Origin of the sequence: Winogradskyella eximia (assembly GCF_003386165.1) — a bacterium.
GTDB classification, from domain to species: domain Bacteria; phylum Bacteroidota; class Bacteroidia; order Flavobacteriales; family Flavobacteriaceae; genus Winogradskyella; species Winogradskyella eximia.
Map to the genome: position 1 here is coordinate 152,785 of NZ_QRDV01000007.1, position 13,439 is coordinate 166,223.

13 protein-coding genes are annotated in these 13,439 nt (G+C 31.5%); 6 read left to right on the forward strand and 7 right to left on the reverse strand.

Translation table 11 applies throughout. The features are described 5' to 3' along the window. Positions 1–6 precede the first annotated feature (6 nt). Complete coding sequence (locus tag DFQ10_RS14390) at positions 7–513, reverse strand: hypothetical protein (protein ID WP_147299233.1); 507 nt, start codon at positions 511–513, stop codon at positions 7–9. Between the two features lie 256 nt (positions 514–769). Between DFQ10_RS14390 and DFQ10_RS14395 the strand changes: the two genes are divergently transcribed. Then, positions 770–2,494: a tetratricopeptide repeat-containing sensor histidine kinase gene (locus DFQ10_RS14395; RefSeq protein ID WP_181897649.1), complete on the forward strand. Its 1,725-nt coding sequence runs from the start codon at positions 770–772 to the stop codon at positions 2,492–2,494. 1 nt (position 2,495) lies between these two features. Further along, complete coding sequence (locus DFQ10_RS14400; RefSeq protein ID WP_115818139.1) at positions 2,496–3,230, forward strand: LytR/AlgR family response regulator transcription factor; 735 nt, start codon at positions 2,496–2,498, stop codon at positions 3,228–3,230. Here the strand turns inward: DFQ10_RS14400 and DFQ10_RS14405 are convergent. Both DFQ10_RS14405 and nadC read right to left on the reverse strand, forming a co-directional pair. Beyond that, a complete protein-coding gene (locus DFQ10_RS14405) occupies positions 3,223–4,221 on the reverse strand; it encodes a YihY/virulence factor BrkB family protein (protein ID WP_115818140.1) in 999 nt (332 codons plus the stop codon). The genes DFQ10_RS14400 and DFQ10_RS14405 overlap by 8 nt on opposite strands. Before the next feature lie 94 nt (positions 4,222–4,315). Further along, complete coding sequence (nadC, locus tag DFQ10_RS14410) at positions 4,316–5,173, reverse strand: carboxylating nicotinate-nucleotide diphosphorylase (protein WP_115818141.1); 858 nt, start codon at positions 5,171–5,173, stop codon at positions 4,316–4,318. Positions 5,174–5,292: 119 nt separating this feature from the next. On the opposite strand from nadC, the gene rlmH reads away from it, so the two are divergent. Continuing rightward, positions 5,293–5,766: a 23S rRNA (pseudouridine(1915)-N(3))-methyltransferase RlmH gene (gene rlmH, locus DFQ10_RS14415; protein WP_115818142.1), complete on the forward strand. Its 474-nt coding sequence runs from the start codon at positions 5,293–5,295 to the stop codon at positions 5,764–5,766. A gap of 37 nt (positions 5,767–5,803) precedes the next feature. On the opposite strand, the gene hpf is transcribed toward rlmH, so the two are convergent. Together hpf and DFQ10_RS14425 are read right to left on the reverse strand one after the other, a co-directional pair. Continuing rightward, complete coding sequence (gene hpf, locus DFQ10_RS14420; protein WP_115818143.1) at positions 5,804–6,103, reverse strand: ribosome hibernation-promoting factor, HPF/YfiA family; 300 nt, start codon at positions 6,101–6,103, stop codon at positions 5,804–5,806. A gap of 121 nt (positions 6,104–6,224) precedes the next feature. Next, positions 6,225–7,244: a DUF4421 family protein gene (locus DFQ10_RS14425; RefSeq protein WP_115818144.1), complete on the reverse strand. Its 1,020-nt coding sequence runs from the start codon at positions 7,242–7,244 to the stop codon at positions 6,225–6,227. 73 nt (positions 7,245–7,317) lie between these two features. Between DFQ10_RS14425 and DFQ10_RS14430 the strand changes: the two genes are divergently transcribed. After that, the gene (locus DFQ10_RS14430; protein ID WP_115818145.1) at positions 7,318–7,893 is read left to right on the forward strand and encodes a non-canonical purine NTP diphosphatase; all 576 of its coding nucleotides are present in this window, start codon (positions 7,318–7,320) and stop codon (positions 7,891–7,893) included. Between the two features lie 114 nt (positions 7,894–8,007). Here the strand turns inward: DFQ10_RS14430 and DFQ10_RS14435 are convergent, their stop codons facing one another. Further along, positions 8,008–9,432 (reverse strand): AAA family ATPase, encoded by a 1,425-nt coding sequence (locus DFQ10_RS14435; protein WP_115818146.1) that lies wholly within the window; start codon positions 9,430–9,432, stop codon positions 8,008–8,010. A 370-nt stretch (positions 9,433–9,802) separates the two neighbouring features. On the opposite strand from DFQ10_RS14435, the gene DFQ10_RS14440 reads away from it, so the two are divergent. Together DFQ10_RS14440 and DFQ10_RS14445 are read left to right on the forward strand one after the other, a co-directional pair. Further along, positions 9,803–11,668 (forward strand): DEAD/DEAH box helicase, encoded by a 1,866-nt coding sequence (locus tag DFQ10_RS14440; protein WP_115818147.1) that lies wholly within the window; start codon positions 9,803–9,805, stop codon positions 11,666–11,668. A 256-nt stretch (positions 11,669–11,924) separates the two neighbouring features. After that, the gene (locus DFQ10_RS14445; RefSeq protein WP_115818148.1) at positions 11,925–12,740 is read left to right on the forward strand and encodes a carboxypeptidase-like regulatory domain-containing protein; all 816 of its coding nucleotides are present in this window, start codon (positions 11,925–11,927) and stop codon (positions 12,738–12,740) included. 11 nt (positions 12,741–12,751) lie between these two features. Here the strand turns inward: DFQ10_RS14445 and DFQ10_RS14450 are convergent, their stop codons facing one another. After that, positions 12,752–13,417: a TrmH family RNA methyltransferase gene (locus tag DFQ10_RS14450; protein ID WP_115818149.1), complete on the reverse strand. Its 666-nt coding sequence runs from the start codon at positions 13,415–13,417 to the stop codon at positions 12,752–12,754. Positions 13,418–13,439: the final 22 nt, after the last annotated feature.

Below are 13,439 nucleotides of genomic sequence, written 5' to 3' on the forward strand. Positions count from 1 at the left end.
TAATTGTTAATTATAATCGATAGTTCCATTCATTATTAAAATAGCACCCGAATCAACATTAATTACGGTTGTGTCATTAAAGACAATTAATTTTGCAATTTTATCTACGCTGTAACCTAAACCACAATCGGTATTATCAGCTGCACTTATTGCAGGAGTACTGCATACATAGCTAAACGAATCACCATCCTTAACAATGGTCATAGAAATTGTTTTTTCAACAGCAGCATTATCATCTGCATCAAACTGTGCTGCAACAATGACAAATCCATTAGAAAAGTCAGTTGAATTTAATTCTCCGTTCTCTATAGTTGTATTCTCATCTAACAAAACCACAGAGCTATTTGTGCCTGTTACACTAAAAGCACTATCATAAATATTAGCTACTGTTAAGGAATTTCCAAGTATAGCTGTATCAGAACCAGATAACTCAATAGTTCCTATTACCATACTATTTTGCGAATTGTCATCATTGCTAGAACAACCAACAATCAACAAAAAAATTGATATCATTTTTAGAATGTATAATTGCGTTTTCATTTAATAGATTATTAATGGATTAATCACATATAAAGGAATAACTATTTACGGTTTAAACTGACCACCAATCTATTATCGTTGATTTTGAATTTATTAACGTTGCAGATGTGGCACGTTTTTAACATTTAATTACTATTTTTAAACCAGCTATTAATAAAATTCAAGAATGAAAAAATCCCTGATGATCATATTTTTAATGACTTCACTATTTTGTTTTTCACAGAACAAAATGTTGGATTCGTTAGAAAACGTTATTAATAATTACAAAACAGAAGACACAACTTACGTGAACTTAAGAATTAAGTACGTGGCAAGAAAAATGTTTTTAACACCCACAGATACAACATGGACAAACTATGTTAATAAAACATTGAACGTTTCTAAACAACTTAATTACCCAAAGGGAATTGGCATATCTTATAATAATCTAGGGATTATTCAACACTACTTTTTATCTGATCCTTTAGGAGGCTTAGATTATTACCAAAAGAGTTATGCCATTTTTGAAAAAGACCCAAAATTCAATAAATATGTAATTGGAGTACTTACAAATATTGGTCTAATAAATTACGAGCAACAAGAGTACGCTACAGCCTTAAAAAGTTTTAAGACTTTATTGAATTATCCAGAAAACACTAGCAAGTTTATCACACATTTTTACATTGCTAATATCTATGGAGACCAGAAAAAATTAGATTCTTCAATCTACTTTTATAAAAAAGCACTGGTTGGAGCAGAACAAAACAAACAACCGCTCTACATTGCAAACATAAAAACGAATCTAGGCCTTATACAAACTAATGCTGGCTATCTGGAAGAAGGCCTAAAAAACACTAATGGCAGCCTTAACTTAATAGAACAACATAATATTGAAAGCTTACGAATGCCAGCATATACAAATGCTGCTGAAGTTTATTTGCAAAACAATAATATTGAAAAAGCAGAATATTTTGCTACCAATAGTTTAGAACTTAACGCGTCTTTAAATAATCTATCTACAGAAAAAAGCGCATTAGCAACACTAGCAAATGTATATGCCAAAAAAGGAGATTATGAGAATGCCTTACTCACATATCAAAAACATATCGTTTTAAGAGACAGTTTGATTAATGCAGATCGAAAATTAGAAATTTCACGAAAAGAAATTCAATACGAAGCAGATAAAGATCGTGCCATTGCACAAATGGAAATTGAACGTCAAAAGTCTATTAAAAATGCTTCTATTGCAGGAGGAACAGGTTTGGTATTGGCTTCAATTATTGGGTTTATATTATACCGAAGAAAACAAGATGCGGTTTCTAAATCTAAAGAAGCGGAATTTAACGCTAAAGTTTCTGATACGGAATTGAAAGCTTTGCGCTCACAAATGAATCCGCATTTTATCTTTAATTCTTTAAATTCTATTGGAGATTATATTATAAAAAACGACACACAATCTGCAAGTGATTACTTGAGTAAATTTGCAAAACTCATGCGACTTACATTAGAAAACTCAGAAAAAAAAGAGATTTTATTGAGTGAAGATATTGCATTACTTAAAACCTATATGGATATTGAACGCAAACGTTTCAATAATAAATTCAATTACACCATTCAAGTAGATTCTAATTTAGATGCCGAAAACATAGTTGTGCCACCAATGATACTTCAACCTTTTATTGAGAATAGTATTGTTCATGGATTGTCTCAAAAAGAAGCACCTGGACTTATTACTATTTCATTTAAAGCCGAAAATAATATGCTAATCTGTAGTGTTGATGATAATGGTATTGGTCGGAAACATTCAGTATTAAATAAAAACAATCCGGATAATAAATCAATGGGAATGGCCATTACCAAAAGTAGAATTGAAATTATAAATAAATTAAAAAACACAAACGGAACAGTTGAAATAATAGACAAAACCGAAGGCACAAGAATAGACGTTTCACTACCAATGCAATTTGCTTTTTAACATGATAAAAACCATAATAATAGACGATGAAAAGCATTGCTCAGACCGTATTTTAAATCTTATTGAGCAGCACCCAAACTCCTTTAATGTATTGGCTGTTATTGATTCCGTAGATGAAGCATTAAAAATTGTACCGCAACTAAATCCTGATTTAATATTCCTAGATATTAAGATCCATGATAAAACAGGATTCGACTTTTTACAAGAGATAGATGCCATTACATTTAAAGTAATTTTCACAACTGCTTTTGACAATTATGCCATTAAAGCTTTCAAATTTAGTGCAATAGACTACTTGTTAAAACCTATTGATAGTGATGATTTCAGTGATGCTATTGTACGTTTAAAAGAAAACTTATCTCACCAAAGTATGGAGCATCAACTTCAAAACTTGTTTAAAAACCTAAAGCCAAATCAGAAAAAAGTGATCACCATTCCTTCTTTAACCGGATTTGAAACACTAAAGGTTGAAGATATTATTCATTTGGAAGCAGATACAAGTTATACGCATATTTTTACCAAAGATGACAAAACAATGGTATCAAAACCCATTAAGTTTTACGAAGATTTATTGGCAGATAATTCATTTTTTAAAACACACAAATCGCATCTCATTAACATTAATCATGTAAAAAAATATTTTAAAGGAAAGCAAAGTTATGTCGTAATGTCTAATAATGCTCAAGTGCCTATTTCAGTAAGACGTAAAGACGAATTTTTAAAACATTTTACTTAACTAACTTCTCAATGTCTTTTTGTTTAATCTCTTTTCTTGCTCTTGGATTTTTTCTTAAAAATTGCAATGAAGCATTAAGCTCATAACCCAATAAAAGAATATTAGAGTTTAACCATAGGTACAATAACAATATTAACAAGGCACCGATGGAACCATAGAGTTCATTATATTTAGAGAAATTCTCAATATAAACACCAAACAAAAAGGATGTTAGCATAATAAGTAACGTTGTTAATAACGCACCAACTGAAAAGAACTTTGAGGCCTTACCTTCCTTAGTTCCAAAATAATATAATGTAGCAGTAGCCAAATACGTCATTATAACAAAGAACAAATATTTGGCAAAAATAATCCACCCCAATCCTTTATCATCACTTGAATATTCATTTCCGCTTAGACCTTCATACATTTTGTACAATGGGCTTAATACATAAATCTGAAAATACCCAAAAACAGCAACCGTTAATAATAAGAGAAAGACAAGAATTAACGCAACACCAAGAGCATAAGCGTATTGTTTAAATACATTTCTATACAATTGTTTATGGTAAGACGTTTCAAAACCAGAAAAAACGGCATTCACGCCATTAGCCATTAAAAACATAGACAATAAAAATACTGAAGATATTAAGCCACCACTACTATTACTGCTCATATCTTGAAATATACTATCTATAAAAAATTCTGATGTTTGAGGTGGTAAAATTGAGTTTAAGAAGTCTAAAAAATCAGCACGAAAACCAACAATTGGAATGTAAGGAATTACAATTATCACAAACAATAGAAAAGGAAAAATAGCAGAAAAAAAACTGAACGCAATAGCACTTGCTCTCGTAGTTAATGCACCATTTACGATACCCATAATGTAAAGCTCTAACAAATCGTAAATTGATAAACCTTCAAATCCAGGTAACTTAATTTGCTTAAAAAAGCGCATTACTAAATTAAGCACTGGAATTTTATTTATTTTATCTTCAATGGGTTTTGACATTGTTCTGGTTTTAGCTTCTAGCCTATAGCCTTTTGCCGTACAATTGTTATTTTATTTCAGCAGCACTTTATACAACTGAATAATCCAAACCGAATTAAACCGCTTTTAAACTCAGATCCATATTATAAACCGAATGTGTTAAAGCACCAGAAGAAATATAATCTACACCACATTCGGCATATTTTCTAAGTGTATTTTCATTAATTCCACCAGAAGACTCTGTTAAACATTGGTCTCCAATAAGTTTAACGGCTTTCCTCGTATCTTCGTAATTAAAGTTATCTATAAGGATTCTGTAAACACCTCCACAGTCTAAAATCTTTTTAATTTCTTCGAGATTTCTGGCTTCAACTATAATTTTTAAATCACGATTAGTATCCTTTAAATATTGCTTAGTTAAATTGATAGCTTTTGCTACTCCACCTGCAAAATCGATGTGATTATCTTTTAACATAATCATATCATACAAAGCGAATCTGTGATTTTCTCCACCTCCAATTTTTACAGCCCATTTTTCTATAGCTCTAATACCTGGAGTTGTTTTACGTGTATCTAAAATTTTTGTTCCTGTACCTTCTAACAAGTCTACAAACTGCCTCGTTTTAGTAGCAATAGCACTCATACGTTGCATGGCATTTAACACTAAACGTTCCGCTTTTAAAATGGATTGAGACGCACCTTCTACATAAAATACGATATCTCCATGCTTCACTTTGCTTCCATCTTCAATTAGGGTTTCAACCTGCATATTAGCATCTACATAAGCAAATACTTGTTTTGCAAATTCAACACCTGCAATAATCCCTTCATCTTTCACTAACAGTTTTGCTTTTCCTAGCGCAGAAGCAGGAATACAAGCTAACGAGCTATGATCTCCATCACCAACATCTTCTCGGATGGCATTAGAGATTATTAATTCTATTTCTTTATCGAATTGTGCTTTTGAAATCATCTTAATACATATTTGTTGTAAAAATAGGAAATAGATTAACGATATCCGATTTTAGAATTATGAATTACAAAACAAGAAAAAATCTATAATGGTCATTTTGAAAATTGTAAATTTGAATCATGCAAATAAAACTCATAGCCATAGGTAAAACTGATAATAAAAATCTTCAAGCTTTAATTACAGATTATAGCAAACGACTTGGTTTTTATATCAAGTTTGAATTTGAAATAATTCCTGATTTAAAAAAAGTTAAGCATTTATCTGAAGCACAACAAAAAGAAAAGGAAGGCGAACTTATTTTAGCCAAAACCCAGACTTCTGATGTCCTTATACTATTAGACGAAAACGGCAAACAACTAGATTCAGTTGCATTTTCTAGCTATTTGCAAAAACACATGAACTCGGGTATTAAAACGCTAATTTTTGTTATTGGTGGTCCTTATGGGTTTTCGGATGCTGTTTATGCCAGAGCCAACGGAAAAATTGGTTTATCTAAAATGACCTTTTCTCATCAAATGGTACGTTTATTCTTTATAGAACAATTGTACAGAGGGTTTACAATTCTTAGAAATGAACCTTATCATCATCGCTAAAAACTATAAACCCTCTGAAATTAAACATCGGTCTTTATTAATGTGTTTTATAAACTTCTTTACGTTTTTTAAGTTGGCGTTCTAAATCTTTAATTGTTTCTCTTACAGCAACCTCGTAGTTTGCTTCATTAGATGTTGCAAATAATCGTGGTCCAGGAAGACTTAATTCTATATCACAAATTTTGCCTTTATCATGAAAATTATCATCGTGCTTAAATTTTATAGATGCACTGATTAAAAATTCATATCTATTAAATAATTTCTCTAATTTTTCTTCTGTGAAAGCTGATAATGTTTCACTTACATCTACATTTACATATTGAAAATTTACCGTCATAATCTATCTTGTTTTAATGAATATTTCTTTTGACTAAGATACAATTATTAAGACGTTTTATGACTGATAAATATCATAAATAATCGCCAAACTTTTTGTGTTTTAAGTATCACGTTATTAGCTACCGACTTCTCTTTCTTTGAAATCTATACCCAATTGCTAGTTTAGCTTTTGTAAGATTTAAATTGTATGAATTATCATAATCAAAACTTGTAGAATACAAACCGTTACTGTAAGTTAAACTCACATAAAACTGTTCGTAATTATACCCTAAACCAAGCAGAAAGTCTAATTTATAAACCATAGGATTAGAAGGTCTAAAACTATCTTCTTGTAACGTAATTTTTTTGTTCATTACACCTATTCCAGGCATAACATTAAGTGTTGCTGTAATGTTTTCGGGCAATTTAAAATAAGATATAAATCCGGCTAAAACACCAGCAGTGAGACCTTGATACCTTTTAATATTCGCTTGCTCATTAAAATAAGGACTTGTAGATTCTGATAAAATAGTTGGCTTTGCAGAAAAATAATCTATACTACTAAAAACACCCAAACCACCAGTTATAAAGATATTTTGGTGTCGCTTATCTGCAAAACCTGCTTTTAAAAGTGAATAAGAAAACTCAATCTCATCTAGCGTGTACAAATAGTTAAAACCGATACTTACAGAGCGGATATCATTTCTAAAAACCGTAGGTTCATCAAAGCTATTTTTGGCTGTAAAACCTCTATAAGTCTGCGCATATATGTTTACGTAATGCTGATCTTTTAAAATAGTAGTACCTTGTAAATCAAACTTTTTAGTTTCCTCTTTATTTTTGTTTTTTATATTAAAAGCAACATCAACTATCACTTTTGTATTTGCAAAACCAACTCCAATACCATACCTATTATTAGGCACAAATTTTACTTTTGAATTGTCATCCTTAATACTAAATTTATTGACTTTATAATTTGAAAATATACGAATGGAATAATTTTCAATATCCCTATCAATAAGTAGAGAATCTAAATCATCCACATCTTGTGCGTGGATAGAAATACATGAGAAACAAAAAGCTACAACTAGAAAAAGTTTTACAATTAAAGACTTTTTAAAAATATTTTGTTTTGACAAATGATATATAATTAGATTCATATTTTTACAAAAGCTAAATTATGCCATTTTAACCATATAATTAAATTGGTATTACATTAATTAAGAATATAATATGCAACTCGTTTTCGCCACAAATAATTTAAATAAGCTAAAAGAAGTTCAAGCAATTTTACCTCAGCACATTAAACTGTTAAGTTTAAAAGAAATTGCCTGTGATGAAGATATTCCTGAAACACAACCAACCATAGAAGGCAATGCTATACAAAAAGCAGAATACCTAAAAAAACATTATGGTTACGATTGTTTTGCAGACGATACAGGTTTAGAAGTTGAGGCTTTAAATGGTGCACCTGGAGTCTTTTCTGCACGTTACGCAGGTCCACAACGTAATGCAGAAGACAACACCAATAAGTTATTAGAAGAACTAAAAGATAAGCCTAACCGAAACGCACAATTTAAAACTGTAATAGCTTTACATCTCAATGGTAAACTTCACACATTCACTGGGATTTGTAAAGGCGAAATCACAACAAAAAAACATGGAGAAGGTGGTTTTGGCTATGACCCAGTTTTTAAGGCTGAAGGCTACAAAAAAACATTTGCCGAAATCTCTTTAGAAGAAAAGAATAAGATTGGACATCGAGGTAAAGCTGTGGCTCAATTGCTTTCATTTTTAAACCATTTGTAACAACCAAAGTATATAACTGAATTACCTATTTATATGAGCTTACTTATTACAAAATTGAGTCGAATATTAATAATTGTCTACCTACAATCAATCTCCTATTAAATCGTAAATCTTCTAATCAAAAAAAATAGATATCGTAAAATCATTTTCAACCAAGTCTAATTTATATGCGTTTTCTACCACACCAAATACGCTAATAAATGTGAGATGTACGATTTTTTTAGTTTTGGTAACTGTTCTTAAACCTTCCTTTTTTGTTCTTAGGTTTTCTGCATAGGTTTTGTTGATTATAAATTCGCTAGCGTAGAATTTCATCTCACATATATTAATAATATCGTCTTTTCTGTCAATTAACATATCTATTTGAAAGCCTTTTGCAAAACTATCATCTTTTCTATGCAAATAACTATTAATATTGGCTTGCACACCAGAAATACCTAATGCCTTTTTAATAGCATCAGAATGCTTAATGCAAACGTTTTCAAACGTATAACCACTCCATATTTTATATTGCTGACTTTCACTAATTCTTAACCAATTTCTAGATTTAGGTTGCCCATCAATAAAGGTTAGATAAAATAAAGAGTATTCATCTGTTAATCTATAAATAGTATCTTTTTTCTTGTTTTCTAATGGGTCAAACGTGGAGATAAAACCAGAAGTTTCTAATTCATTTAATATGTTAGAAAACCAACCTCCCTCAGACATATTTGTCTTTTTTAGAATCTCTTGTCTATTTAGTCCACTTGCTTTACTTGCTAAAGCTTTTACAATTTCAATGTGGCGCTTAGGATTATCAAATAACGCAGGATATAAATTATCGAATTCCGACTTCAAAATGCCATCTTTCTCAAAACACAATTCCTGTATATTTTGTGCCACACTTTTCCCCTTAGCTATATGATCTAAGTAATGAGGAACTCCTCCAATTGTAAGGTAAAGCTGTACAATTTGATAATCTGTAAAGTGAATTGACTTTGCTTCTAAAAAAGCCTTTGTTTCACTTAATGTAAAAGGCATTAGAGTAATCAATTTGGTAATCCTATTATGCAAACCACCTTTAGCATTTACTAAATGTTTAAGCATCCAAGATGCTGCCGAACCACAAACCACAACAATAATATTTTGCTCAGAAGCCCAATTATTCCACCAATGCCCTAAAGCCTCCATAAAATCAGATTTCCGACTTACAATCCATGGTAATTCATCAAAAAACACAACAGTTTTAGTCTTAGTATTTAAAGCTTCTAGCTCTTTTGTTAATAGATGAAATGCTTCCAACCAAGATTTTGGTTGCTTATACATCTCATCATCAGCAAAGTATTTACTCATTTGAAATGTAAAATTTAACAGCTGCTTTTTAATACCTGCATCTTTTAAGCCTGTCATTTCAAATACTCTGTTATCCTTGTAAACCTCTCTAATTAAAAATGTCTTACCAACTCTTCGTCTCCCTATTACTGCCAATAAATGAGCCTTCTTATCTTTTTTGTAAGATTGCATTATTTGTTGCTCTCTGCTTCTACCTATAATTTTCATACATAATAAAATTGGTTTATATCACGCGGAATAACTCAAATATACATAGTTTCCGCTAAACAAATAAACATTACACGCGGAATCTAATAAAAAACACCACTTTCCGCGTCATATAGATTGTTTTGCAGAGAAGCTATTCATAAGCAAGCACAGAAATAATAACAAAAACTCCATCAAAAGACGGACAATAAATACCATTAGTAATATCCAATAAAATAAACTACCTTTGCACCTTGCAAAAAAATCCACGTTAGGATTTTTTATATTCCTCAGAGTGAGGATGTGTTACCTAGAAGTTTAAGTGTTTAGTATGTCGATTCGCTTCTTTTGTAACACCAACAGAACATAATCGAATACATAAAACTCAAGAATGAGCACATTCCAAGAATTAGGTCTTAATGAAGACCTTCTCAAAGCTATTACAGATTTAGGTTTTGAAAAACCAAGTGAAGTACAAGCAAAAGCAATTCCTTTATTATTAGAAGAAGACAAAGACTTAGTGGCTTTGGCGCAAACTGGTACAGGAAAAACAGCAGCCTTCGGTTTCCCGATGTTGCAAAAAATTGATATCGATAGTAGAACCACACAAGGTCTTATCTTATCTCCTACTCGTGAACTTTGTTTACAAATCACCAACGAACTTAAACTTTATGGTAAATACTGTAAAGGCTTAAATGTTGTAGCTATATATGGTGGATCTAGTATTTCTGACCAAGCAAGAGCTGTAAAACGTGGCGCACAAATTATTGTGGCTACACCAGGTCGTATGAAAGATATGATTAGCCGTAGAATGGTTGATATTTCTAAAATACAATATAGCGTTTTAGATGAGGCTGATGAAATGCTAAACATGGGCTTTAAGGAAGATATCACTGATATACTTTCTCATACACCAGAAGATAAAAATACATGGTTATTCTCTGCAACAATGCCTAAAGAAGTGGCAACTATTGCAAAGAAGTTTATGCATAATCCTACAGAAATTACAGTAGGTAATAAAAATGAAAGTACAAGCAACGTTTCTCACGAATACTATTTAGTAAATGCAAGAGACCGTTACCAAGCTTTAAAACGTTTGGCTGATGCTAATCCAGATATTTTTTCTGTGATTTTCTGTCGTACAAAAAGAGACACTCAAAAAGTAGCCGAAAACTTAATTGAAGATGGTTACTCAGCAGGAGCATTACATGGAGATTTAAGTCAGAACCAACGAGATTTAGTCATGAAATCTTTTAGAAACCAACAAATACAAATGTTGGTAGCTACAGATGTTGCGGCTCGTGGTATTGATGTAGATGATATTACACACGTAATTAATTACCAATTACCAGATGAAATAGAAACCTATACACACCGATCTGGTAGAACAGGACGTGCTGGTAAAACTGGTGTTTCTATGGTTATTGTTTCTAAAAGTGAAGTTAGAAAGATAAAAAGTATCGAACGTATTATTAAAAAGGACTTCGATAAAAAAGAAATTCCTTCTGGTGGTGATATTGTTGAAGTACAATTAATGTCTTTAGCTAATAAAATCCATACAACTGAAACTAATCACGAAATTGACAAACATTTAGAAAGTATTAATGAATTATTCGCTGATACTGATAAAGATGAGTTAATCAAAAAATTCTTTTCTGTAGAATTTAACCGTTTCTTCAATTATTACCAAAAATCGAAAGATTTAGGAGTTGTAGAATCTAGAGGTTCTGACAGAGATGGAGGACGTGATTACGGAAAACAATCTAACGATTCGCGTTATTTTATAAACGTTGGTAGTAAAGATGGTTTTGATTGGATGAAGTTGAAAGATTTCTTAAAAGAACAATTAGAATTAGGACGTGATGATGTCTTTAAAGTAGATGTAAAAGAAAGCTTTTCTTTCTTTAATACTGAAAAAGGATTACAAGAGAAAGTATTGGCATTTTTTACCGATTTTAAATACGAAGGTCGTTTTGTAAATGTTGAAGTTAGCGAAGACCGAGGTGGAAGAAGTCGTGGTGGTGGCGGAAGAAGTCGTGGTGGAAATGATAGACGCTCTGGTGGTGGAAGTCGTAGACGTGACGATAAACCTAGAGGAGATAGACGTTCTTCTGGAGGTTCTGGAAACCGAAGCGATAGAAGACGATCTGATGACAATAGAGGTGATAGACGTTCTAGCGACAGAGGAGATAGACGTTCTTCTGAATCTAGCAGTGCAGGTTCAGATAGACCAAGACGTTCTAGACGAAGAGATTAAACTACTTAAGAGATAGTTTAAACAATATATTTAAATCCAAAACTTGAAGTTAAACTTTAGGTTTTGGATTTTTTATTTCAAAATTTCAAAAAACCATAACACAAATCCTTATATACTTGCAGACTTAAATTTTGCAGAATTACTACTCACTACAGACTTAGGACGGAATAGTATAAAAGTTAATATTAAGTCAAAAATAAAGGTGTAATATGTTAAATCCGTTTTGTTTATTACCTTTACCTCGTAACACACATACATGCGATATTTATTAATTCTATTTTTATGTTTAACTACAGCACATAGCTATAGTCAGGTTAGTATTGAAACTCAAGACAGTACCGCAAACAAAACTCCGACAAAAGTAAAAGGAACTCTAGTTAGTTCTACAACAAACTTACCTCTAAGCGAAGCCAATATTGTAAATATCAATCAGGTAGTAGGAACCGCATCAAACGATGAAGGTGTTTTTGAGATTAGAGCAAAAGTTAACGATACCTTACACTTGTCATATATAGGTTATAAATCTATAAAAGTACGTGTGACTAATGACTGGTTAAAATTTGGAGATACAGAAATTCAAATGACAGAGTTAGCATTAGCTCTAGAAGAAGTTACTGTAAAACAATTAGAGTTAACAGGCTATTTGGTTGTTGATATGAAACAAATTCCTGAAACCTCAAATAATCGTTACCGTATTTCTGGCTTACCTGGTCAAGGTTATGAAGCTGGCAAGCCCAATATTGCAACAAAAGTTTTGGGTGCTATTTTTAATCCTGCAGATTTCTTATACAATATGTTTGGTAGAAAGCCAAACGAAATGCATAAGCTAAAGAAAATGAAAGAGGATGATGAAATTAGAAATCAATTAGCTAAGCGTTTTGATAGAGAAATGTTATTAGTTTTACTTCAAGTTACAAAATACGATTTAGATGAAATAGTTAACCAATGTAACTATTCTAAAGACTTTATAAATACCGCTAATGATCTTCAAATATTAGATGCTATAAGCGAATGTTTTGAGGAGTATAAAGTCATTAATCGTAGTAAAGACCGCAACAAAAAGAAAGATTAAGTAAATCGCTTTTAGGTTGAGACTTTTTCTGAATGAAATCGTTCAACAATGGCATCATAATCCTTTACGGTTTTTTTAATCCAATCAAATCGTTTTTCTATTATTTCTTCTTCTGTAAGTTGCCAATTAATATCAGATTTGCGCAATAACGCCGTTACATGCTGTAAAATAATAGCCGCAGAAACAGAAATATTAAGACTTTCGGTAAAACCAACCATGGGTATTTTAAGAAAACAATCTGCTTGGTCTATCACTTGCTGAGATAAACCTTCAGTTTCTCTTCCAAAGAAGAAACACGACTTTTTAGTAATATCAAAATCTATTAATTCGCAATCATTTACATGTGGTGTAGTAGCTACAATCTGATAGCCTTGTGCTTTTAAATCTGTAATGCAATCTGTAGTAGAATGGTAACGGTTAAGGTCTACCCACTTTTGCGCTCCCATAGCGATTTCATTATCTATAGTTTTAGAATTTACTTCCTCCACAATATTTAATTCTTGTATACCAAATACATCGCAAGATCGCATCACCGCACTTGTATTGTGTAATTGAAAAACATCTTCTGTAGCCACAGTAAAATGTTTGGTACGTTTAGGTAGCACTTCTTTAAAACGTTCTTTTCGTTTTTCAGTTAAGAATGTTTCTAAGTATTCTAGAAGCTTTAAGTTGGTCATAAAATCTTATATTTAGTGCTTA